This window comes from Arthrobacter sp. P4_H3, assembly GCF_056400885.1.
Window position 1 is genome coordinate 99,102 of sequence record NZ_JBFUKK010000013.1, and the last position, 22,112, is coordinate 121,213.

Annotated in this window: 25 protein-coding genes; 9 read left to right on the top strand and 16 right to left on the bottom strand. The window is 64.7% G+C overall.

What is annotated here, in order from left to right:
- Positions 1-30: 30 nt before the first annotated feature.
- On the top strand, positions 31-1,230 hold the full coding sequence (locus AC1DRE_RS17285) for an allantoate amidohydrolase (RefSeq protein WP_476985744.1): 1,200 nt from the start codon (positions 31-33) through the stop codon (positions 1,228-1,230).
- Complete coding sequence (locus AC1DRE_RS17290; RefSeq protein ID WP_476985745.1) at positions 1,227-2,618, top strand: formimidoylglutamate deiminase; 1,392 nt, start codon at positions 1,227-1,229, stop codon at positions 2,616-2,618. Before AC1DRE_RS17285 ends, AC1DRE_RS17290 begins: the two co-directional genes overlap by 4 nt.
- A gap of 1 nt (position 2,619) precedes the next feature.
- On the opposite strand, the gene AC1DRE_RS17295 is transcribed toward AC1DRE_RS17290, so the two are convergent.
- Positions 2,620-2,973 (bottom strand): VOC family protein, encoded by a 354-nt coding sequence (locus AC1DRE_RS17295; RefSeq protein WP_476985746.1) that lies wholly within the window; start codon positions 2,971-2,973, stop codon positions 2,620-2,622.
- 130 nt (positions 2,974-3,103) lie between these two features.
- Here AC1DRE_RS17295 and AC1DRE_RS17300 point away from each other — a divergent pair, with 130 nt between their 5' ends.
- Entirely contained in the window at positions 3,104-3,484 is a 381-nt protein-coding gene (locus AC1DRE_RS17300; RefSeq protein ID WP_476985747.1) for a RidA family protein, read from the top strand.
- A 6-nt stretch (positions 3,485-3,490) separates the two neighbouring features.
- On the opposite strand, the gene AC1DRE_RS17305 is transcribed toward AC1DRE_RS17300, so the two are convergent.
- From AC1DRE_RS17305 to AC1DRE_RS17325, 5 genes are all read right to left on the bottom strand, one after another.
- The gene (locus tag AC1DRE_RS17305; RefSeq protein WP_476985748.1) at positions 3,491-4,339 is read right to left on the bottom strand and encodes a PhzF family phenazine biosynthesis protein; all 849 of its coding nucleotides are present in this window, start codon (positions 4,337-4,339) and stop codon (positions 3,491-3,493) included.
- Positions 4,340-4,464: 125 nt separating this feature from the next.
- Entirely contained in the window at positions 4,465-4,920 is a 456-nt protein-coding gene (locus AC1DRE_RS17310) for a group II truncated hemoglobin (protein WP_476985749.1), read from the bottom strand.
- A 247-nt stretch (positions 4,921-5,167) separates the two neighbouring features.
- Positions 5,168-5,617 carry an RbsD/FucU domain-containing protein gene (locus tag AC1DRE_RS17315; protein WP_476985750.1) on the bottom strand — a complete coding sequence of 150 codons (450 nt, stop codon included), beginning with the start codon at positions 5,615-5,617 and terminating at the stop codon, positions 5,168-5,170.
- Positions 5,614-6,375, bottom strand: coding sequence for an SDR family NAD(P)-dependent oxidoreductase (locus AC1DRE_RS17320; RefSeq protein WP_476985751.1), 762 nt, complete (start codon positions 6,373-6,375; stop codon positions 5,614-5,616). The genes AC1DRE_RS17315 and AC1DRE_RS17320 overlap by 4 nt, the downstream gene beginning before the upstream one ends.
- A 42-nt stretch (positions 6,376-6,417) precedes the next feature.
- Positions 6,418-7,791 (bottom strand): MFS transporter, encoded by a 1,374-nt coding sequence (locus AC1DRE_RS17325; protein WP_476985752.1) that lies wholly within the window; start codon positions 7,789-7,791, stop codon positions 6,418-6,420.
- A gap of 427 nt (positions 7,792-8,218) precedes the next feature.
- Between AC1DRE_RS17325 and AC1DRE_RS17330 the strand changes: the two genes are divergently transcribed.
- Positions 8,219-9,001 carry an IclR family transcriptional regulator gene (locus AC1DRE_RS17330; RefSeq protein ID WP_476985753.1) on the top strand — a complete coding sequence of 261 codons (783 nt, stop codon included), beginning with the start codon at positions 8,219-8,221 and terminating at the stop codon, positions 8,999-9,001.
- A gap of 113 nt (positions 9,002-9,114) precedes the next feature.
- On the opposite strand, the gene AC1DRE_RS17335 is transcribed toward AC1DRE_RS17330, so the two are convergent.
- Both AC1DRE_RS17335 and AC1DRE_RS17340 read right to left on the bottom strand, forming a co-directional pair.
- Positions 9,115-9,528 carry a hypothetical protein gene (locus tag AC1DRE_RS17335; RefSeq protein ID WP_476985754.1) on the bottom strand — a complete coding sequence of 138 codons (414 nt, stop codon included), beginning with the start codon at positions 9,526-9,528 and terminating at the stop codon, positions 9,115-9,117.
- 128 nt (positions 9,529-9,656) lie between these two features.
- A complete protein-coding gene (locus AC1DRE_RS17340) occupies positions 9,657-10,316 on the bottom strand; it encodes a hypothetical protein (protein WP_476985755.1) in 660 nt (219 codons plus the stop codon).
- Between the two features lie 191 nt (positions 10,317-10,507).
- Here AC1DRE_RS17340 and AC1DRE_RS17345 point away from each other — a divergent pair, with 191 nt between their 5' ends.
- A complete protein-coding gene (locus AC1DRE_RS17345) occupies positions 10,508-11,464 on the top strand; it encodes an Lrp/AsnC family transcriptional regulator (RefSeq protein WP_476985756.1) in 957 nt (318 codons plus the stop codon).
- Here AC1DRE_RS17345 and AC1DRE_RS17350 read toward each other — a convergent pair.
- Positions 11,445-12,881: an amidase gene (locus AC1DRE_RS17350; RefSeq protein WP_476985757.1), complete on the bottom strand. Its 1,437-nt coding sequence runs from the start codon at positions 12,879-12,881 to the stop codon at positions 11,445-11,447. The two genes, AC1DRE_RS17345 and AC1DRE_RS17350, sit on opposite strands and share 20 nt — an antisense overlap.
- 275 nt (positions 12,882-13,156) lie before the next feature.
- On the opposite strand from AC1DRE_RS17350, the gene AC1DRE_RS17355 reads away from it, so the two are divergent.
- Together AC1DRE_RS17355 and AC1DRE_RS17360 are read left to right on the top strand one after the other, a co-directional pair.
- Positions 13,157-13,903, top strand: coding sequence for a DUF5058 family protein (locus AC1DRE_RS17355; RefSeq protein WP_476985758.1), 747 nt, complete (start codon positions 13,157-13,159; stop codon positions 13,901-13,903).
- Between the two features lie 57 nt (positions 13,904-13,960).
- The gene (locus tag AC1DRE_RS17360; protein WP_476985759.1) at positions 13,961-14,698 is read left to right on the top strand and encodes a hypothetical protein; all 738 of its coding nucleotides are present in this window, start codon (positions 13,961-13,963) and stop codon (positions 14,696-14,698) included.
- A gap of 48 nt (positions 14,699-14,746) precedes the next feature.
- On the opposite strand, the gene AC1DRE_RS17365 is transcribed toward AC1DRE_RS17360, so the two are convergent.
- The 3 genes from AC1DRE_RS17365 to AC1DRE_RS17375 are packed head-to-tail and all read right to left on the bottom strand — an operon-like array spanning position 14,747 to position 18,191.
- Complete coding sequence (locus tag AC1DRE_RS17365) at positions 14,747-15,550, bottom strand: enoyl-CoA hydratase/isomerase family protein (protein WP_476985760.1); 804 nt, start codon at positions 15,548-15,550, stop codon at positions 14,747-14,749.
- Positions 15,551-15,552: 2 nt separating this feature from the next.
- Complete coding sequence (locus AC1DRE_RS17370; protein WP_476985761.1) at positions 15,553-16,758, bottom strand: CaiB/BaiF CoA transferase family protein; 1,206 nt, start codon at positions 16,756-16,758, stop codon at positions 15,553-15,555.
- 44 nt (positions 16,759-16,802) lie between these two features.
- Positions 16,803-18,191, bottom strand: a complete 1,389-nt coding sequence (locus AC1DRE_RS17375; RefSeq protein ID WP_476985762.1) for an SLC13 family permease — start codon at positions 18,189-18,191, stop codon at positions 16,803-16,805.
- Between the two features lie 119 nt (positions 18,192-18,310).
- Here AC1DRE_RS17375 and AC1DRE_RS17380 point away from each other — a divergent pair, with 119 nt between their 5' ends.
- Entirely contained in the window at positions 18,311-19,075 is a 765-nt protein-coding gene (locus tag AC1DRE_RS17380) for an IclR family transcriptional regulator (protein ID WP_476985763.1), read from the top strand.
- A gap of 181 nt (positions 19,076-19,256) precedes the next feature.
- Here the strand turns inward: AC1DRE_RS17380 and AC1DRE_RS17385 are convergent, their stop codons facing one another.
- Genes AC1DRE_RS17385 through AC1DRE_RS17395 form a run of 3 tightly spaced genes read right to left on the bottom strand, consistent with a single transcriptional unit; the run spans position 19,257 to position 20,600 of the window.
- Positions 19,257-19,577 (bottom strand): DMT family transporter, encoded by a 321-nt coding sequence (locus AC1DRE_RS17385; protein ID WP_476985764.1) that lies wholly within the window; start codon positions 19,575-19,577, stop codon positions 19,257-19,259.
- Entirely contained in the window at positions 19,574-19,930 is a 357-nt protein-coding gene (locus AC1DRE_RS17390) for a DMT family transporter (RefSeq protein ID WP_476985765.1), read from the bottom strand. The genes AC1DRE_RS17385 and AC1DRE_RS17390 overlap by 4 nt, the downstream gene beginning before the upstream one ends.
- A 31-nt stretch (positions 19,931-19,961) precedes the next feature.
- Entirely contained in the window at positions 19,962-20,600 is a 639-nt protein-coding gene (locus AC1DRE_RS17395) for an isochorismatase family protein (protein ID WP_476985766.1), read from the bottom strand.
- 153 nt (positions 20,601-20,753) lie between these two features.
- On the opposite strand from AC1DRE_RS17395, the gene AC1DRE_RS17400 reads away from it, so the two are divergent.
- Complete coding sequence (locus AC1DRE_RS17400; RefSeq protein ID WP_476985767.1) at positions 20,754-21,719, top strand: GlxA family transcriptional regulator; 966 nt, start codon at positions 20,754-20,756, stop codon at positions 21,717-21,719.
- A gap of 17 nt (positions 21,720-21,736) precedes the next feature.
- Here the strand turns inward: AC1DRE_RS17400 and AC1DRE_RS17405 are convergent, their stop codons facing one another.
- On the bottom strand, positions 21,737-22,111 hold the full coding sequence (locus tag AC1DRE_RS17405) for a DoxX family protein (RefSeq protein WP_476985768.1): 375 nt from the start codon (positions 22,109-22,111) through the stop codon (positions 21,737-21,739).
- Position 22,112: the final 1 nt, after the last annotated feature.

Here is a 22,112-nt window from a genome sequence, read left to right on the forward strand (position 1 = left end):
TTCCGGAATCGTCACAACGCGGAGGTTCATTTGGAAACCGTCAATCAGCTCCTCGACTCGATCAAGGACGTGGGCCGCGACGCGGTGCGCGGAGGCTATTCCCGGGCCGTCTACTCGACGGCGGAACTCGACTTGAGGACGTGGTTCATCGAACAGGCGCTCCGGCGCGGCCTGTCCGTCGAGACCGACCGCAACGGCATTATCTGGGCCTGGTGGGGCAAACCCCAGGACGGCGCTCTGGTCACGGGAAGCCATCTCGATTCAGTACCCGGCGGCGGCGCCTTTGACGGCCCGCTGGGCGTCGCATCGGCACTCGCCGCCGTCGACATCCTGATAGCCCGCGGAAAAGTGCCGAACCGGTCCCTGGCCATCACGGTTTTCCCCGAGGAGGAGGGCTCCCGCTTCGGGGTCGCCTGCCTCGGATCCCGCCTGCTAACCGGGGCCATCGACGTCGACAAGGCACGGAACCTGCGCGACGGCGACGGCAACACCTTTGCGGACGTCGCACGGTTGAACGGCCTCGATCCCAGGCACGTCGGTCCGGATCCCCAGGCCATGGCGCGGATCGGCGACTTTGTTGAACTGCACGTGGAGCAGGGCAACGGCCTGGGCACGGGCGGCCCGGCCATCGCCGTCGGAAGTTCCATCCTGGGGCACGGCCGCTGGAAGCTGAGCATCAGCGGCCAGGGCAACCACGCCGGGACCACCCTGATGGCGGACCGCGCGGATCCGATGGTCGCAGCTGCACAGATCATCGTCGCCGTACGCGACGCCGCTGCAGCCCAGCCGGATGCGCGTGCCACGGTGGGACGCCTGATGCCGGTGCCCGGCGGAACCAACGTCATTGCCTCCCGCGTGGACATGTGGCTCGATGCCCGGCATCCTGACGACGCCGTGACCGCCCGGCTGATCGAAACGATCTACGGCGCCGCCCGGCAGATAGCGGCCACCGAAGGGTGCCACGTTTCCCTCACCGAAGAGTCCTACAGCGATACTGTCCATTTCGATCCCGGCCTGACCCAGCGGATCAGCCGGATCCTGCCCGACGCCCCGCTGCTGGCTACCGGAGCCGGCCACGACGCCGGGGTGCTCTCCGCCTATGTGCCGTCCGCGATGCTCTTCGTCCGCAATCCCAGCGGCATCTCGCATTCGCCGGAGGAGTATGTTGCCGACGAGGACGCCGGCACCGGAGCCGTCGCCCTCGCGGATGTCCTGGAGGGTCTCCTGTGACCGGGCCTGATGTCACCGGGCTCTGGTGCGAGACGGCTGTTGTGGGCGGTGCCGGTGGCACCGGCGAAGCCGACGGCGGCCCCGCAGTGCACGCGTCGGTGCTCGCCGGATTGCGGCTGGACGTGCGCGACGGCCGCATCGAGCGGATCACGTCCGGCGCGGAACCGCAGCCCGGCGACCACATCCTGAAGGGCGTCGTCTTTCCGGCCGCCGCCAACGCCCATTCCCACGCCTTCCACAGGATCCTGCGCGGACGGACGCATGACGGACGCGGTGATTTCTGGGTGTGGCGGGAGCAGATGTACCGGAGCGCGGCCGAGCTGACGCCGGAAACCTACGAAAAGCTCGCCAGCGCCGTGTTCGCGGAAATGGTGGTTGCCGGCTTCAGCAGTGTGGCCGAGTTCCACTATGTCCACCACCGGCCCGGCGGCGCTCCCTACGCGGAACCGCATGCCATGGAGCTGGCCCTCGCCCGGGCGGCAATGGCTGCCGGGATCCGCCTGACGCTGCTGGACACGCTCTATCTGGCGGGAGGGATCGGTACGCCGCTCAGTCCCGAACAGCAGCGGTTCGGCGACGCCAACGTCCAGGCCTGGCTGGAGCGGCTTCTTTCGCTCCGGAACGAAATCGCGCAGAGCTTTCCACCGGAGATGGTCGGCGTGGGGGCCGCGCTGCATTCCGTGCGCGGCGTGCCCGATACGGACCTGGCAGCGGTGGCCGAACAGCTGCCCGCGGATATGCCCCTCCACATCCACCTCAGCGAACAGCCGGCGGAGAACGAAGCCTGCCTGGAGGCCTACGGCGTCACCCCCGCGGGCCTGCTGGAGCGGCACGGCCTGCTGTCCGCGCGGCTCTCGGCCGTCCATGCCACGCACCTGACGTCAGGGGACGTCGCCCTGCTCGGCAATGCCGGCGCCACGGTGGTGATGTGCCCGAGTACCGAGGCCGACCTCGCCGACGGCATCGGTCCGGCCCGCGTACTGTCCGACGCCGGAGCCACCATCGCGCTGGGCACGGACCAGCACGCCGTCATCGATCCCTGGATTGAAATGCGCACGCTGGAACACGGGGAACGGCTCGGTTCCGGCCAGCGCGGCAGGTTCTCCCCGCAGGAACTGCTGCGGGCCGCTACGGATGGGGCAGCCCGCTGCATGGCCACCCCTATTGCCGGCGCCCTGGTAGTCGGTGCGGTCTGCGACCTGATGGCTGTTGATCCTGATTCCGCCCGCACTGCCGGCTCCAAGGCAGAACAGTTCCCGTTCAGCGCCACGGCCAGCGACGTCACCGACGTCGTCATTGCCGGGGAACTGGTGGCCTCCAACGGCACCCACGTGCGGCTCGGCCAGCCGGGCCGCCTCATGACGGAGGCGCTGAAGGAGTTCTCCTAGCTCATGCTCCTGCGGCGCGTACAACGCACCACTCGTTGCCTTCGGGGTCCAGGAGCACCTGGAACGTGCCCACAGAATCCATGTGGATCTTGCCGATCCGGACGGCTCCGAGGGCTTCGGCGGCGTCAGAGGCTGCGGGCACATCGTCCACGTGGACGTCGATGTGGAGCCGGTTCTTCCCCTGTTTGCTCTCGGGCACCCGTTGGAAGGCCAGCCGCGTCCATCCCGGCGGATCGATGAAGGACCAGGCATCGCTTCGATGCATTGGTTCGCCACCGAGGACCAAGGACCAGAACTCCGCAAGTGCGGCCGGGTTTTGGCAATCCACAACGATCTCATCAACGTGTCCGATCATTTTCCGAGCCTACCGCCGTCCGGGACCCCACTTTTCACCGACGATTTGCGGACGCCCCAGGCATTCGCGCGCCGCCACGAGCTAGGGTGGCCAATACCCGTGCTTCAGACCAAGGCCGCCGAAGGAAACCATGCCCCGCCATCACTTCAGTCCGCAGCTCTACCAGTCCGCAGCCCCGTTCTCCCACTACGTTGAGCACGGAAATGTCGGACACACCGCAGGCATCATCGGCCAGCGCCGCGATACCGGAGAACTGGTCTCGGACGATGTCTCCGAGCAGTGCGACACGATGCTGACCAATCTGCAGATCCTGCTCGACGAACAGGGACTGACACTGAAAAATCTGCTGCGCACGACTGTCTATCTCACTGATTACCAGGACTTTGAAGCCATCAACGGTGTGTATGCCCGGCGGCTGCAAGAACCGTATCCCGTCCGCACCACTGTTCAGGTGGCCGCCCTGCCGCTAGGCGCCAAGGTGCAGATTGAGTCAGTGGTTGCTGTTCCCTGAGTAAACCTACAGCGACACGCGGCCGCTGACCACGGTCCGGCTGGTGCCGCCAACCCAGATGCTTTCGTCCTCCACGGTGATGGTCACCAAGCCGCCGCGTCCCAGGGCCGTGCCTTGCTGGATGGTGTAGTCGCCGTCCACCACTCCTTCGCTGAGGAGCCATTGGGCGAGCCCGGCGTTGAGGCTGCCGGTTACGGGATCTTCGGGAACGCTGAACCCGGGCACAAACGCCCGGACCTCATAGTCCGCCGGTCCTGCGTCGGCGAAACGTCCGATCACGCCAACACAGAGCTGGTCCATCAGGGCGAAGTCAGGCTGCAGCTCCAGCACTTGTTCCGCTGACTCCACCCGGATTCCTATCCAGCCCGGGCCGTTGTCCACCCAGTTGCTGCCAAGCACCTGGCCGGCGTCGATGCCCAGGCTGGCGATGGCCTGGTGCAGTACCGCCGGTTCGACCGGGCCGGAGCGGACCAGCGGCGGTGCTGCGAAGGCCAGATCGGCGTCGGTGCGGCGGATTTTCACCAGCCCCGCCTCGCATTCCTGCACCAGCACCCCGTCCTGGCGGGGCTGGCCGCCCATGTCCAGCCAGGCGTGGGCAGAGCCCAGCGTGGGGTGTCCGGCAAACGGCAGTTCGGACGCCGGGGTAAAGATCCTCAGCTTGTAGTCCGCTTCCGGGTGGGTCGGCTTCTGCAGGAACGTGGTCTCCGACAGGTTGGTCCAGTTCGCGAAGCTCTGCATCTGTTCCGTGGACAGGCCTTCGGCGTCGTGCACGACGGCGACCGGGTTGCCTGCCTTGGGCCCCGGGGCAAAGACGTCTACCTGGGAGAAGGGATATTCGTTCACAACGGTGGGCATGCTCGTCCGTCTCTGGATTTCGGGGAACTCCTGCGGGAGTACTGACCTGTCCACGGTAGGTGGCCGCGAAGCGCGGGCACCATAGCCAAATCCGGAAAGTGGCCTTGGCGGCGGGTCCAGGCGGGTCAGCCTTCCCGGACGAGCCCGTCCCAGGACCACTTTGGGATGCGCAGCCCGTCCGGCACGTCATCCGGGGACCGCTCGTACCTCGACATCGTGGTGTTCGTCGCCCAGGCGAAGTAGTCGTACAGCACCCGGTGAAGGCGTGTCTCGGACGCGAGTCCGACGTCCGTCAGGGCCTGGTCGAAGCAGGCGATGGCCCTGCGGTCCATATCCTCGTGCTGCCCGTTGCCGCTGTGGATCCGCACCACTGACGTCTCGTCCCCGTAGGAACCCGAATAGTCCGGCGGGCCGCCCAAAGCCTCCGCCCAATAGGTGGCGAGCCGCCGGCTGTGGTCCGGATGGAAGCCGTGGCTGAACGCATGGCTGACCACCTCGTCGGCCATGACCCTGGCATGCCACGCATTGGCCAGGGTCAGGAAGAAATCTGCACCACCGGCAGCCTCGTACACCGTCTGCATGCAGCAACGATGCCACGCCGCACCCATGTGCGGAAGGGCCTGTTGCGGCGCAGAGCTGGGAGCTCCGGAAGCTAGGAAATGCGACGGGGCCGGTGTGCCCAACTTGTCGTTGGGTTCCAGGAAGACACCGTGCCGGGCACAGCAGCCACTACCTGTGACCGGCACGGTCACCCGGGCGCGCATAACTGCAGAGCGGTCCGGAGCTTGGAAAGTGTTGGTGCATGCCGCCCGGAGGAGCCGTTCCTGGTTATGGCGTCAGGGTTCCCTCAGCGTTTCCCTTCGGGAGCACGCCAACAGTTAGCAATGCGTTCGCGAACCGCCGTGAATCGCCGGTCACGACGCACAAGGCAAGATTTTGTGACCTGGCGAGGTCGTAGAATTCGAATCGGTCAACGAACTCCATTTCGGTGCCTTTGGGCATTAGGTCATCGATTTCTGTATGAACAAGGCACGGGGTTGCATCTTTGGAGGGATTGATCCGCGTTAGTTTTTCGATGTGGACGGAGCAGAGGATGGCAGACAGGACCTGGGGCACTGTTGGAAAGTCGGCCTGCAGGTTCAGATAGACGGTTTCTGCGTTGGGTCCGACTGCGGTCGCTGCAGAATAGTGTCCATCTGTGATGAGGACGGTGGCACCATGGCCGGCGGCTGCCAGCGCGGAGATGATTCGTGGATGCGTCAGCTGTCCGGTGATCATGCGAAGTACTGTCCGCCGTTGATGTCGACAATGGTGCCCGTGACGAAGCGAGCGTGCTCGGAAGCAAGCCACAATGCCGCGCCTGCAACGTCTTCGGGAACACCTGCCCTTCCAAGCGGGATTGTCTCGACCGTGGCGGCTTTGGACTCCGCGGTGGTGAAGGTGTCATGGAAGGGTGTCGCTTCGATGAAGCCAGGGGCCAGGGCATTGACGGTGATACCGGATGATGCCAGTTCCTTTGAAAGCCCACGGGTGAAGCCAAAGATAGCGGCCTTGGATGTGGCGTAGGCTGTCGCCCCGGCGTGTCCGCCGTTGCGTCCTGCCAGCGAGGCGATATTTATTATGCGGCCGCCGCCGTTCATCAGTGGCAGGGCGAAATGGGTCATCAGGAAGGTGCTGTCCAGGTTGACGGCCAGAACCTGCTTCCAGAGTTTGAAATCCATATCGCCGATGGCAGAACGCTCGATGAGGCCGCCGACATTGTTTACAAGAATGTCCAGCCGTCCAAAGTCGCGGCCGAGGTCCTCGACCGTCCTCTGGACTTCCGTTTCGATTGTGGCATCCAGCTGCAGGGACGTCAGGGGGTGTCCTGTGTGGCGTTCCACGTCCTCGGCGAAATCCTGATCGGGTTTGTGGTTGTTGTATGTGATGGCGATTCTGGCTCCGGCCCTGGCGAGGGCCAGGGCGATGCCTTGTCCGATGCCGGTGCCGCCGCCTGTAACCAGAGCGGTCTTTCCACGTAGTGACTGTTCAAACACGATGACTTATTCCTTTCATGCCAGCCGGTTTCCCGGCTGCGACTAAATGGTTTTTGCGAGTTCGGCTGCGGCGACGGCGCTGGGAGCGGCTGTGCCTTCGGGCCGCTTCCGGGCGTAGAGGAACGTGGCGATGGCCGTGATCACCAGGCAGCCGGCTAGAAAGAGCAGTCCGGCGAGGTTGCTGTGTGTGGCGTCATTGAGGAGCCCGACAGCGTATGGAGCTACGAATCCTCCGACGTTTCCAATGGAGTTGACCAGCGCCAGTCCCGCTGCGGCGGCTGCGCCGCCCAAGGCGGCCGATGGCATGGAGAGTAGGGGTGCAGTCGCCGAGAACACGCCCATGGCGGCAATCGTGAGGAACGCCAGTGCTGCGACAGGGTTGACCGGGAGGAGGAACGCTGCTCCCGTCAGCCCGAATGCTGCGATGAGCATACTGATGCTGGCGTGGGCAGCGCGTTTGCCGGTCCGGTCCGACCGGCGGCTCCAGTAGAAGACGAAGAACGCCGCGGCCGCGTAGGGAATGACGACGATGAAGCCGACTTGGGCGGGATCCAGCTTGCCCAGTCCGGCGACCACGGTGGGCAGCCACAATCCAAAACCGTAGATGCCGCACACCATGCCAAAGTTCAGGAATGCGTACACGAGGGCGCGCCGGTCCTTCAACCCGTCCATGAAAGTGTGCGTTCCGCCGCACTGCTTCTCCGCCAACTCACGGGCCATGGTCGTGCTCAGCCAACTGCGTTCGTCCGGACGGAGCCAGTGGGCCTCTTCCGGGCGGTCGGTCAGCAACCGTGGGGCCATGAACCCCAGGATGATGGCCGGAATGCCTTCAACGATGTATAGCCACTGCCACCCGTGGAGGCCCATCAGCCCGTTCAGGTTCAGTAGCAGTCCCGAGAGGGGAGCGCCGATTGCGTTGGAGACCGGCTGCGCGAGGATGAACAGCCCCAGTACGGTGACCCGTTGGGCCGCCGGGAACCAAAGGGTGAGGTAGAAGACAACGGCGGGGAAGAAGCCGGCTTCGGCGGCTCCAAGCAGGAAACGGATGACGTAAAACGTCGTCTCACCGTTGACCAGTGCCATCGCTGTCGCGCAGATGCCCCAGCTGATCAGGATCCGGGCGATCCACTTCCTCGCCCCGAACCGGTACATGCCGCCGTTGCTCGGGACTTCGAACAGGGCATATCCAATAAAGAAGATACCGGCACCAAGGCCGTAGGCGGTGGCGGTCAGGCCGATGTCTTCGCTCATGGTCAGTTTGGCAAAACCGACGTTGTTCCGGTCTAAAAATGCGACGAAGTATAGAAGGCAGATCACAGGGATGATCCGGCGACGTACCTTTGCCAGAGTCCGGTCTCCAAGCTCCCCGAATGTGAGCTGGGCCGAGCGCTGTCTGGCTGAAATCAATGTCTTCATCAAGACTCCTTTGGCTTAATTCAAGGCCGCAACGGATCATCTGGCGATCCCCGCGACCGGTCGTACTCAGGAAATAGTGTGCACCATATGCACAGGTGGTGCAAGAGGCGCACGAGATTCTGTTTGTTTTATTGCGGAGCTGTGCGATCTGCATTGACTGCAGCTCGCGTGGAATCGTAGATTTATACACAGGGCGTGCGCATGTTGCACATTGGTGCTGTGGAAGGGGTGACTGGTGTTCGTCCTCTGCACCCCGCGCGAAAGTGGCGAAAGGGGGGGGCGACCTGACCGGCGGGCCTGCTTCCGGCCCTGGGCAACCGCGTTATGCCGCCACGGTCAATTGGACTGCTGTCTAGACTGGGAAGCCTGATCAGCTGATGAACCGCGAACCCGACCGACCACCAAAACACAGGATCGAGCAGAAACCATGTCGCAGACGGTAGCCCGGGCAATCCAAATTCTGGAATATTGCAGTGAACACCCGCGGACGCTTAAAGACATCGCCGCGGACTTGGGCGTTCACCGGACAACCGCATCCAGGATCCTGCAGACCATGATCGAAGCTGGGTTTGTGCGGACCGATGAGCGCGGCTATTACGGTGTGGGGTTCAGACTTGCCGGCCTGGCACAGTCAGCCTTGGAACAGTTCGATCTCAGGTCGGTCGTTCACCCTCACATTGTCCGACTCAGCGAACACCTTGGCCACACCGTTCAGTTCGCTGTGCCGGAAGCCAGCCGCATTGTCTATGTCGATAAGGTCGAACCCGAACAATCCATCAGCCTGAATACAAGAATCGGTGGATTCGTAGTCATCCACACGGCCGGGGTCAGCAAGGCCATTCTCGCGTTCATTGATGACGTCCGTCGTGAATCCATCCTGGACAACGCTACGTTCGAACAACGGACGCCCAACTCCATCACTTCCAGGAGCGAATTTGTGAAGCGTCTTGAAACGGTACGCGCACGAGGATGGGCTGAGGACAACGGCGAGTTCGACATCGTCTCGAACTGCATAGCGGCACCCGTATGGGATCACGCAGACCGCGTCGCAGGCGCAATTTCAATTACAACGTTCCGGGAGAAGACCGGCTTGGACGAGCTCCGCCGCAGCGTTCCCGACCTTTTGGCGACGACCATGTCCATCTCACTCGAGCTCGGCTGGAAGCCTAAAGGCGAGACCGTACCGGCATGGGCAAGGGCAACAGGATGACCGAACGGATTCACCGGTGGCAGCCGCGTCGCCTCCCTGGACCGCAGTGCACCTAGGGAGAAGACCCTAAGTTCGGCGCGTACCCAAACCAGACGCCGGGCTACGAGCGGCATTTACCTCAGGCTGAGGTAGTCGGACGCCGGCGGCCGGAAGAAGGCGCTGGCCGCGGGCAGCCACATCAGCACGGCGCCGGCCAATGTCAGGGCCAGGCCAGCAATCTCGAGCGGTGTCGGCCCGAACGCCGCGCCGGTTGCCGTGAGAATGGCGAATACCGTCAGCAGGAAGCGCGCCCATCCGGCGCCTCCCAGGAGACGGAGAGCAGCCCACACCTGAAGGGCAATAACCGGCAACGCGATGGCGGCCATGGTCCAGCCCTCCCCGGAAATGGCCCCGCCGGCGCCGGCAAGCTTAAGGATCAACGGCAGGATGCCGCCGACCAGTCCGCTGGCCAGCCAGAACGCCGTCGACGCCCTCAGGACTTTCGGAATCGTGGCTGATCCGCCAAAAATCAAACGCTGTTCGCCCAAAAGAAATCCCCCAATTAGACATGCATTTGCGTGCCACTCGGCGCGCCGAAGCTCCAGCCTAGCCACTGGGCCGGTTGCCGTCTTGTCACATGGGGGCGGGCACGCGCGGAAGGAGCCGCAGCCGGTCCTTACGGCGCCGGACTTCCGCTGGCGGCGTGTGCCGCCGTTCGTTCCAGGAACTTGCCCGTGCGCCGGAAGTCCCGGATGAGCAGCCCGGCTCCAACGAACAGAGCAACCACCCAGACCGCCATGACCCAGCCAATGAGGGTGTCGCCGCGCACGATGAAGTTCACAGCCTGGGGGATGAAGGCCAGCGGATAGATCGGCGCCAGCACGAGCTGTGTGGCCAGGCCCTTCCGGATCTGCACCGCCGCGCCCAGGGCGACGGCCAGGTGTTCCGGTTCCAGGGGCGCCTTGCCCAGGATCTGCCTCCGCAGGTGCTTTCGCTCATGGCTTTCGAGTGACAGCAGCACGTCGATCCTGCCCACGTCCGCTGCCGGCCGCACCCGCTTGGCGTTGTAGACGAAGCCGCTGATTGCGGCGCCGAGTGCCGCGAGGAAACACCCGAAGACCAGAAACCGCGGCCATTCAGCAGGCTCGGCGCCCAAAGCGAACATCCCGATTAACGTGCCCAGCAGGAGCAGCACCAGCAGCCCGATGGGGAAGAACCGTGTGTAGTAGATCCTGACGGCGTCACCCAGGCCTTTGTCGGTAAGGCCCTGTGCCCTTCTCGCCGCGTGGGCCCATCGCTCGTTGGACTGAGCCAGAAGATCATCCAATCCGCCCATAGTCCCCTCCAATTGGTGCACCTGTCGTTCACATCCTGTTCCACCTGGGTGGGGAAGCCAAGACCCTCCACGCCCGTGCTTCCCGTGAACCAGAGAAAGTCCGCGCTCCGACACCGTTAGGAGCATTTCCCGGCGGATGCTGGAATAGTCCAGGCAGATGCAAGGGAGCAACAAGGGAAGCCGGTGCGCGGATGATCCTGCTGGATTCACTGGAGCGTCAGATCGTGGCCGCCCTGCAGCTGGACCCGCGGTGCCCGTGGCGGAAGATGGCCGCGGTGCTCGGGGAAGCGGAGCGGACCGTGGCGCGGCGCGGTGCCCAACTGCTTGAGTCGGGAGTGGTGGCGGTGGCTGCCGTGCGGCCGCACCCGGCGTCCATGCTGGTGGAGATGCGCTGCACGCCGGGCACTGCCCGCGCCGCTGCCCAGTCGCTGGCGCAGCGGCCGGACAGCACGTTTGTTTACACGATCACCGGCAGCGGTGACTGCGTCGCTGAGATCCTCACGGACCGGGACCGGATGGGGGATATCCTCGCCGACGAACTGCCCTCGACGATCGGGCTGCAGCATTCAGTGAGCTACCCGGTACTGCGCTACTTTCGCACCATCCAGGGCTGGCGGCCGGAGATGCTGACCGCCGAGCAGGCTGACGCGCTGCGCTCGCCGGTTGCCGCGGACGCGGGCGTGTTTGCGTCCAGGCAGGACCTGAACCGGCAGGACACCGAGCTGGTCGAAGCCCTTTGTGCCGACGGCCGGATCAGTTTCGAGGCGTTGGCCCGCCGGGTGGGGGTCTCCGAAGCCACGGCCCGCCGCCGGTGCGACTGGCTGCTGGCCAACAACCAGGTCCAGCTGCGCGTGGTGGTGGAGCCAGCTGCGCTCGGGCTCGCGGTTGAGGCCCTACTGTGGATCCGGGCCGCGCCAAACCACGTGGAGCAGCTGGGCAAGGCCCTGGCCGACATGCCGGCGGTCCGGTACGCCGCCGCGATCGCCGGCGGCTACCAGATCGTGGCCGATGTGACGGTGGGGGACCTGCCGTCCCTCTACCGCTTCATCACCGCTTCGGGCTGGGCAGCCACTGCGACGGCGGTGGACGTTTCGTTGTTGCTGGACGCCCGCAAACGCGGCGGCAAGATCATGCGGGCTGCTGGCTGAGGCCAGCAAGGTCAGGGGCGACGGCGGCGTAGCCCGTCTGCTGCTCGAACGCCCGCCCCCAGCGGAGCAGCTGCATGTCCGTGTAGTGGTTTGAGGCCAGCTGCAGCCCGATGGGCAGTCCGGCCGCGCTGAACCCGGCCGGCACGCTAAGCACCGGCAGTCCGGTAGCCGAGAGCAGGCAGGCCGAGCGCATCCAGTCCAGGTACGTCTCGGACCGGACTCCGGCCACCTCCTGCGGATACCTGAGGGAAGCATCGAACGGCAGCACCTGGGCGCAGGGGCTGGCGAAGAGGTCGTACCGGCCGAAGAACGCCTGAACGCTGCGCTCCAGACGGGTGCGGGCAGCGTTGGTGGCAATAGTGTCCTCCGCCGTCAGCGCGAGTCCCTTGGCCACGTTCCACCGGACCTCGGGCTTGATCAGCTCGCCGTGCTGTTCCACCAAGATGCCCAGACCCGCAGCGAAGTCCAGTGCTCTGGTGTTGCCGAACACCAGGTCGGCGTCCCGGAAGTCCGGCGTGGCCTCCTCCACCACGGCGCCCAGTTCCTCGAACACCGCGAGCTGCCGTTCCAGGTGCTCCAGGATCTCCGGCTCCACGGGCACGCCGATCCCGAAGTCGCGGGACCAGCCGATCCGCACACCGCTCATGTCCGTCTCAAGCCGCGAACGGAACACGGCGGGATCCAGGCCCTGCGGGTAAGGAACACGCAGGTCGGAACCGGCTGTGACGGACATGAACAGGGCAATGTCCTCCACCGTGCGCGCCATTGGACCGGTGCGGCCCAGCCAGGCATACGCGTTCTGTTCCGACGGCATGGGGATCACGGCCTGCGAGGGGCGGAACCCCACAATGTTGCAGAACGACGCCGGGATCCGCAACGAGCCGCCCATGTCACTGCCGTCGCCGATCGCCTGAACCCGGGAGCCGACGACGGCGGCCACCCCGCCGCTGCTGCCGCCGGCACTGAGCGTGGGGGCGTAAGGATTCGTAGTGGTGCCGAAGAGCTCATTGAAGGTGTGCGAGCCGGCGCCGAATTCCGGGACGTTCGACTTTCCGGTGCTCACCACCCCGGCCGCCTTCAGCCGGGCGACGATCAGGTCATCGGCGTCGGGAACGAAGTCCCTCAGCACCAGCGATCCCTGCGTAGTGCGCATACCGGCGGTGTTGTTCGTGTCCTTGTGGGTCATCGGCAGCCCGTGCAGCGGCGGCAGCTCGGCCCCCGAAGCCGTGACATCGTCCGCCCGGGCGGCCAGCTTCTCCGCACCCTCGGCGTCCAGGGTCACTACGGCGTTGAGCACCGGATTCACGTCCGCAATCCGCTCCAGATGGGCGGCCAAGGCCTCCCGGGCGGAGAGCTCCCTGTTCCGGATGGCGGCGGTGAGCTCGACGGCGGACAGGTTGCCGATGGGGTCAGACATGGTGCTCCTTTTGCGTGCGGTTGATCCGTCCCTGAAGTCTGCAGCAACGGAACCGCCGCGGGAAAGGGGCTTCGGGCAACGAACCGGCTCATGACTGATCCCGCCAAAATTCTGGCCGATTCCGTCAACCGTTGCGGTCCGTGTGGTCGGCGACACACAGTAATGCATACCTGCTGGCCGATCCGGTCTTGAAGGTTCAGATTTCCGCCCCTGTCTGGAGAGGTCGGCTGCGTTGGCAGCTCCGGACCCGCAGCGGGCTTGAACAGGAGGTTCCCATGCACGTACCCATGGCACCGAACGGCTCCACGGACATCCTCGCCATCGCCAACACCCCGGTCCTCTGGATCTGCGTCGCCGGCGTTTTCGGCGTGATTGTGGTCCAGTCGCTGATCTTCCTCCGTGCGGTCCGCCGCGCGGCTCCCGCGGTGGAGATGACACCGGAGGACATCAGGACGTCGTTCCGCTCCGGCGCCGTCTCGGCGATCGGCCCGTCCCTCGCCGTCGCACTCGTGGCCATCGCGCTCCTGGCTCTTTTCGGGGCGCCGGCGGTGCTGTCCCGGATCGGGCTGATCGGCTCGGCCGCCTACGACGTCTCCGCCGCCGGCATCGCAGCCGGAACCATGGGGGCCAAGCTGGGCGATTCGAGCTACACCCAGAGCGTCTTCGCGGTGGCGTTCTTCGCCATGAGCATCGGCGGGGCCATGTGGATGATCGCCACGCTCACCCTCACCCCGCTGCTCCGGCGCGGCGACGCCAAGGTCCGGGCCCTCAACCCGGCAGCGATGGCCATCGTCCCGGCGGGCGCCCTCATCGGCGCGTTCGCGTGCCTTGGCCTGTCGGAACTCCCTAAGTCGGCCACGCACATCGCAGCCTTCGTCGCGTCCGCCGCCGTCATGAGCCTGTGCCTGCTGCTAGCCAAGGTCACGGGCAGGAGCTGGCTGCGGGAATGGGGCCTGGGCATTTCCATCGTTGCCGCCCTCGGCACCGCCTTCCTGGCCTCCGGCGGCGCCCTTGCCGCGTGACCGGCTCCCGAGTCTCCCCATTTCCCGGACCAGCAAGCAACGCAAAGGAACACTGACATGACCACCACCCGCACCGCACCCGCTTCCACCGAGCTCGCCATGGGCGAGTTCGACCGCACCACCTCGCGCTGGGGCCGCATCACCATGATCGCCGGCCTGCTGGTGTCCGTCGCAGGCCCGCTCTACCTCGTCTTCGCCGGCGGACTGGACATCGCCCCCGCCCAGCTCTGGGTGGCGTTCGCTGCCGTTGCCGCCACGTTCGGGATCATCTGGATCGTGGAGCCGCTCACGTACTATCCCATCCTGGGTCCGGCGGCGATGTACCAGGCGTTCATGATCGGCAACATCTCCAACAAGCTGCTGCCCGCGGCGCTCATCGCCCAGACCAACATCGGTGCGAAGGCCGGCACCAAGCGCGGCCAGCTCGCCGCCGTCGTCGCCATCTGCGGTGCCGCCGCCGTGCACCTGGCCTCCCTGGCCATCTTCGTGGGGCTGCTGGGCAGCTGGCTCATCAGCGTCATCCCTCCCAGCGTCATGAACGTGACCCGGCTGTATGTCCTGCCTGCCGTTCTCGGGGCAGTTCTGGTGCAGGCGATCGTGTCCATGAAGCAGCCGCGCACCACGGTGATCGCGCTGGCGGTGGGCGCCGTCGTCGTCTTCGTTGTCCTTCCGCTGGTTCCGGCGCTGGCCATGGTGTCCACCGCGATCGCCGTGCTGGGCACGGTGCTGCTGGCCTGGTTCTTCCGGGGCAAGCAGGCCGCGGCCGGTTCAGCCCGGCCCGTGCACCTCGAATAACAGGGGCGGACGGAGTGCTCCGCGGCCCTCGGTAATTAGCCGCGCCGATCAGCCCGTGGGGCGCCAGGTGAACTCCGGCTGCCTGCCGTTGAGGAATGCATCGATGCCGATTCCCATGTCGGGGCTGTCCGGCATGGCGGCCCACGCGTCTTCCCATTCCTCGTCGATCCGGGGGTGGTTCGTATCCGTAAGATTCACCAGGCGTTTCATGGAGTGTGTGGAGAATTGCGATCGGGTCCCGAGGGACCGGACAAGGGCGGCGCCGCGGACATCAAATTCGCGCCCGGGAACCGTCTCCGCCACCAGTCCGAGGGACTGGGCCTGGGCTGAAGTGAACGTCTGACCGGTCAGGAGAATGAACTTCGCGTTGGCGTGGCCCACCAGCCGCACGAGCCGCTCGATTCCAGTCCTCGGGTAGATGATTCCGATCTTGGCCGGGGTGATGGCGAACATAGACCTTTCGCTGGCGATGATGAAATCGCAGGCCGAGGCGATCTGCCAGCCGCCGCCCATGCAAGCCCCGTCCACCAGTGCCACGGTCGGCTTGGCAACCGAATTGATGGACAGGTCGGCACCGCTGAGATGATCGACCACCGTGTTGTCACTCTGCCGGTCCAGAAGCACCGAACCCAGCTCATCCAGGGCTGCGCCGGCGCAGAAGGTGTCGCCGGCTCCGCGCAGGACCACCACGTTGATGTCCGGATCGGCGTCCAGCTTGGGCATCGCATCTTGGATCTCGAGGCACATTGCCTTGGTCAGGGCATTTCGCTGGGCGGGGTTGTTGATCTCCACCGTTGCCACGTTTTCCCGGATGCTTACGTTGATTCCCGGGTGAAGTGCTGGATCGCTCATGCCTATGCCGCTTCCTGGCTGGTCTTGAGGCGGCCGTCAGCGCTGAGCCGCTCAATTTCATCGTCTGAGAAGCCCAGATCCTGCAGGACCCCTGCCGTGTGTTCGCCCAGGAGAGGAGGCGGCGAACAGACTTCGCTGGCCTGCCCATCGAGGCTCAATGGGCCCCGGAGGAGGGGCAGGAGGGAACCGTCGCGCCGGTGGCCCTGGTGAATCAGGCCAAGTGCAGCGACCTGCTCAGAAGCCAAAGCCTGCGTGTAGTCGTAAATCGGTCCGCACGGGATGCCTGCCTCGCTGATCATGACCACCCATTTTTCCGTAGGGCGCGACGCGAGGCAGGCTTCAATGAGCTCCGTCAGCTGGTCCCTGTTCGCAGAGCGGTCCAGCCCGGTGACGAACCGGGGATCCTCCACAGCCAGGGGAATGCCGAGAAGTTGGCACAGAACCCGCCATTGCCTGTCGTTGCCTACGGCGATGGTGATGGGGTCGGTGGCGGTTTGGTACATGCCGTAGGGGGCGATGACCGGGTGGTTGTTGCCCTGAGGGCGTGGTGCCTCGCCATGACTGAGTGCTTTTTGGCCCTGGAAGACAGAAAGACACAGTGCAGTTTCCAGCAGGGAGGTTGAAACCCGGCGGATGCGCTGCCTGTTGCTTTGGCCCACCAGCGCTGACACTATTCCGAACGCACAGATCATGCCGGACGTGATGTCGACTATGGGAACTCCCACCCGGTAGGTGCTGTCCGGTGCCGGCCCTGTGACGGACATGAGGCCGGACATCCCCTGAATGACCTGGTCGAGCCCGGGGTTGTCCTTCAGCGGCCCCGAGTCTCCGAAGCCGGTGACTGAGCCGACGATAAGTCGAGGATTGAGTTCGTCGAGCCGTTCTGCCGTCAGTCCCATTTTTTCCAAGGTGCCGGGCTTGAAATTCTCCACCAGGACGTCTGCCTGCGTGATGAGTTGTCCGATGATCTCCTGTCCTTCGGCGGAGTAGAAATCGAGGCATACAGATTGCTTGTTGCGGTTGACCGAGTCGAAGTAGAGGCTGTGATCGCCTTGAAAGGGCCCCCACTGGCGGGCAGTATCGCCGCCGTTGATGCTTTCGACCTTGATGATCTTCGCGCCCATGTCGGCCAGCAGCGCGGTGCAGTAGGGACCGGCCAGCGCCCGGCTCAGGTCAACAACGGTGATTCCGTGGAGCGGCTTGATCATGGTGGTGCCCTTCAATCGTTGCGGAAAGGATTGTGGAGGTGCGTTCAGAGACTTGCGGGAAGTACGAGGACGCCGACCAGCAGAAGCGGACCGATGACAACCATCGACGGGCCCCAGCGTGTGAGCAGTTTCGTCATCCGCGGCCGTTCATCCTCGTCGACGGTTGCTACGAAGGTTGCGCCAACAGTGGAGAACGGCGAGACGTCCACGATGGATGAACAGACGCCCAGGGCGGCGATTACCGCCCAGCCGGCGATGTTCCCCGATGCGACCAGGGGGAGAGCAAGCGGCACCAGCGCCGCCAGCATCCCGGTGGTGGAGGCGAACGCGGACACAAGGCCGCCGATGGCGCAAATAACCAGGGCTGCAAGCAGCGGGGTCCCGACGGCACTGGCTGCCTGCCCGAGCAGGGCGACCGCGCCCATGGTCTGCAGCACTCCGACAAAAGTGATGATTCCTCCCACGAGCAGCACCGTGGACCAATCGATTTTGGAGACCGCGGTCTTGCCTGACTTGGGATCAACAAGCGTGAGGACCGATGCGAAAGCGAAGCAGAGGACCCCGATGTCCGGGTTCGTACCAAAGAAGGCCATCAGGATGACTGTCAACACCAGCCCTGCCATGCAGAGGACCGTGACAACCTGGTTCCGGTCCATTCTTGTTGCGGCGGCAGCAGGCGGCACGGCGGACGCGTCGTCGAGAACCTGCACCTGTTGAACCGCACGCCGGGTGCCGCTGGTGGCGTCGCCTTCAAACTCGAAAGGATGCGACGGCGTCCGGCGGCCTTCACTGAAGCGTGGAAGGTTGCCGCCCACCCCGTCGGAGGTGCGGGTGTTCAACAGTTTGAACCCGCCGAAAAGAATGTAAGCGGCGGTCAGGAGGAGGAAATTGACTGCCAGCGCCACCCCGAAAAGGGACAGCGGGCTGAGCTGGACGCCTGCAGCTTGGGCCGTGCCGTAGGTGACGATGCCGAACAGGCTGGTGGGGGCGAACCCTCCCGCGCTGAGGCCCGAGCCAATGGCCAGTCCCATCAGCATGCGGTCGATGTTGTATCTCTTCGCCAGCGGCATCCCCATGGGAGCCATCACCAGCCCGGCAAGGGGCGACCCCATGGCTGAGATGCCCACCGTGAGCGCGAAGAAGGCCAGCGGGAGGAAGAACGCCCTGTCTCCGACCTTGGAGATTGCCAGTTCAATGATTCGGTCGACTGTGCCGTTGGTCTGGGCGATGGAGAAGAAGTAGGTCACTCCGACCAGGAGGACAAGGATTCCGATGGGGAAGCCGGCCACCACCTTGTCGATGCTCATCCCTGCCATCCCCACGCCCACGGCTGCAGCTGCCGCAAACATCAGCACGCCGATGTGGACCTTGCGCAGGGTGGCCAAGACAAACACCGCCACGAAAATAGCAAGTGCCGCAATCTGTAAACCCATTGTTATCTCCTTTGATAAAACGGTCGGTTCACTGTATGAACCAATGGTTCATTTCTGCCGATTGCCTGTAATGTAGATCACGAAAAGTAGGCGGTCAAGGCGGGCGGTTGGAGGTCTGGGTGAGCACGCAGAGTGTTGTGACTGCGATGAGGGTTCTTGAAGCCGTGTCAGACAACCAGCCAGCGGGGCTTTCTGAACTGAGCCGGGACACCGACGTTCCCAAGGCCACCGTGCTGCGTATGCTGCGGACACTTGGCGAGCTCGGTTGGGTATCGCAATCGGAAGCGAACGCCGGGAAATGGGTTCTGACCAATCACGCTTTTGCCGTGGCCAGCAGGGGCAGCAGCGGTTCCTTGATTCGCGACGTCGCGATGGGGCCGTTGAACGCCCTGCAGCTGGATACAACGGAGACGGTGCACCTCGCCGTGCCGGATCGCCGGTCCATGGTGGTCATCGAACGGCTTGACACCCCGCACGTCCTCCGTGCGTTCCTTCCCCTGGGTTCGCGGGTCCCCATGCACGCTTCGGCGACCGGGATCGCTTACCTGGCCGCGGCAACGGACAGCTATCTTTCCGAGTACCTGTCCGACCCCCTGGAAGCCGTCACCCCGCAGACCGTCGTGGACCCCGAGTCGCTTCGGAAGGTGATCGTGGAAACGCAATTACGCGGTTTTTCAATCAACGAACAAGGCCTGAGCACCGGAATTACGTCAATAGGCGTCGCCGTTCTGGGGCCGGGCCAGACAGCGGCCGGATCCATTTCGATCTCGGGGCCGTCGAGCCGGATTACCCCCGGCAAATTCGACGAGTACGGCGAGGCCGCGCGGGGAACCGCACGGGAGATCAGCCGTGCCCTCGGCGCCTACTCATCCAAGGGATACTGAGCCATCCAACGGCACTGAGCCGGAGGCAGTGACGGTGCGGGCGAAGAACCCCCACAGCCACGCCAGCTTCGCAGGCCACACCCCGCCTCGCCCCTCGAGTCGTACAGTGGCCTTCGAATCTGGTGCGCCAAGGGGAACATCGGGTGCGTCCTCCGCCTGGGCGGCATCCAGCACTTCCTGCCTAGTGGGCGGCGCCCAGTTCAATGAGCAGGACGCCGCCGATGATGAGGCCGAGCCCCAGCATCATGACGGGCGTGATCCTCTCCTTGAAGAAGACACGGCTTCCCAGTGCGGTCAGGGCGACGCCGGCAGCTGCCCAGGTGCCGTACGCAACTCCCAGGCTCATTCCCTGGTCCAGGGTCAGGGTGAGGAGGACAAACGCCAGGAAATACCCGACGCCGACCGGTATGTACCAGCGGCGCTTGCCGGTGGAAGCGACACGAAGGAACAAGGTGGCGGTCACCTCGGTAAGGATGGCCCCTGCCAGCAGAAGCCACATCATGAGTTGGCCATTTCCTTTGCCTGCTCTTCGGCCGGCGTTTTGTGCGATCCGAGTTCAACGCAGAGGACCCCGCCGATGACCATGGCCACGCCGACCAGCATGACAGGGGTCAGTGTTTCGCCGAAGATGAGGGCTGCCAGCAGCACCGTGAGAGTTACGCCCAGTGCAGCCCAGATGCCGTAGGCGACCCCCAGGCCAAGGCCTTTGCGGAGGACCCCTGCGAGGAAACCGAAGGAAGCGGTGTAGCCGAGGACAACAACAACGAAGAAGGCAGGATGATCCAGGGCAGCCTTCAAGGAAAGGGACGCAGTCACCTCACTGATGATCGCGCCGGCCAGAAGAATCCACTTCATTCAATACGTCCCTGAGAGTTGTTGGGCTTGGTTATGCCTGGGGGACCAGCCTGGAGCCGGCCACCGCTGAGCTGCCGAGGTCACTCCCTGTCAGAGCCTGCTGGCTGTCCAGCGCTTTGGTCCATGCAGCAGTATCCGCCACTGCTGCCCAGTTCGAGTTCAGCAACGTCAGGAGTGTCGTGTGGACCGTCTTTGCGTCAGCGAAGCCTGCGTCGTTGGCGAGGTTGATGGCCCCGGTGGCATCTGAGAGAACCTCGGTGCTGAAGCCAAGGAACTCTGCTTCCACGGCTGAGGCGAGCACGCAGTTGTTGGTCATGTAGCCCGCCAGGGTGACCGTGTCGACGTCGTGTTGGCGCAGCCAGGCGGCGAGGTCCGTATCGGCGTACACGGACCCGTACTGTTTGACCACTGACTTCCAGGCGGCGGTCCTGCGGAGTTCAATCTCCGGGTGCAGGTCGAACTCCGGTGTGCCGGGCGCAAAGACCGGCGCACCAACACCGGCGGAGTGCTGAATCGCGGCGATGGGAATGCCCGCGGCAGTGGCAGCGTCCACGGCCCGCGCAATTGCGGGCAGCGACTCCTGGTGGGGCGGATACTGGATCTCGAGCGGGCCGCCGAAGTACTGCTGCTGCACGTCGATCAGGATGAGGGCGCGGCGGGGGCTGGTCATGTTCTTGGTTCTCCTGATGGTTTGGGCCGCCTTCTGGCGACTTCTCCAGTCTTCATGCTGCCGACGAAGGCCAACAGTGGCACGAAGGCGTATATACGATGGAATCGGGCCAATCTCCAGGAAGAGGTGCCAATCTCCAGGAAGAGGTGCAGGATGAGGATCGCTGTCTACGCCTTCGACGGGGTAACCATGTTTCACCTTGCCGTTCCGCAGATGGTTTTTGACGAGGTGGCCCGCCAGGGCCTTGCCGGGTGGGAGACGGTCCTCTTTTCGGACCGGGCAGGCGAGATAACAACCGCTGAGGGGTATCGGCTGGGGGGAGTCAAGGGGCCCGGGGCCGCGGATACGGCGGACATTGTGGTGGTGCCTTCATGGTTCGACGACGGGCGCATGCTTGGTGATTCGCTGCGGCGTGTGCTCCAAGGCGCGCATGTCCGGGGCGTGCCGATCTTGGGGTTGTGCCTGGGCGCGATCCCGGTGGCGGACGCGGGGCTGCTTGCGGGGCGCCGGGCCGTCACGCACTGGCAGGCGTTCGATTCCCTTGCGGTGCGCCACCCCGATGTCCCGTTGGACCAGTCTGTGCTCTATATCGACCACGGGGACGTTCTGACATCGGCCGGCACCGCTTCCGCGCTGGACGCCTGCCTGCACGTGGTGCGCGCCCGGCTGGGGGCGGAAGCAGCGAACAAGGTGGCACGAAGCCTGGTCATCGCTCCGCACCGTGAGGGCGGTCAGGCGCAGTACATTGAGCGGCCGGTCCCGCCGCGCTCCACGGACGACCCGATCTCGCGACTGCTGGAATGGGCCCTGGGCCGCCTGGGTGAGCCTCTCACCATTGACCGGCTCGCGGTCCAGGCGCATTTGAGCCGACGCACCTTTGTCCGCGCCTTCCGGGCAGCAACAGGAACGACGCCGGCCGCCTGGATCCGCGCCCGCCGCCTTGACGCAGCCCGGCGGCTGCTCGAGACCACGGACCTGTCGATAGACCAGATCTCCGCCGACTGCGGATTCGGAAATGCCGTCACGCTGCGCCAGAACTTCGCTGCCGCCTTCTCCACGACGCCCACGGAGTACCGGCGGCGCTTTGACGCGCGGGTTGGTGCAGCGACTTCGCCCTGACCTTGGATGCGTAATAATCAGAAGCCGTACGGTCCGAATCGGGCGATGGCTACACCGGCGGCGAGGATGCCCAGGATTGCGTTGACGATGACGTGGGGCTTTTCGCCGCGTCGGGCGTGGGTAATGGCCGCGCCGGCCATAAGGACGAAGAGTCCTGCGGCCGCCAGGGGAACCAGGACGGTACCGATGTTGAGAAGGGCAGGGAGGACAAGTCCCAGTGCCGCGAGGACTTCCAGGCCGCCGATGCCCTTGACGGTTCCGTCGGAGAAGTCCTCAGTCCATCCCTGGCCGGTGGCGGCCAGCTTTGCCTTGGGCTGGACGATTTTCATGGTGCCGGCGGCAAGGAAAAGAAGTGCCAAAACTGCTGTGACGATCCAGAGGGTGATGTTCATG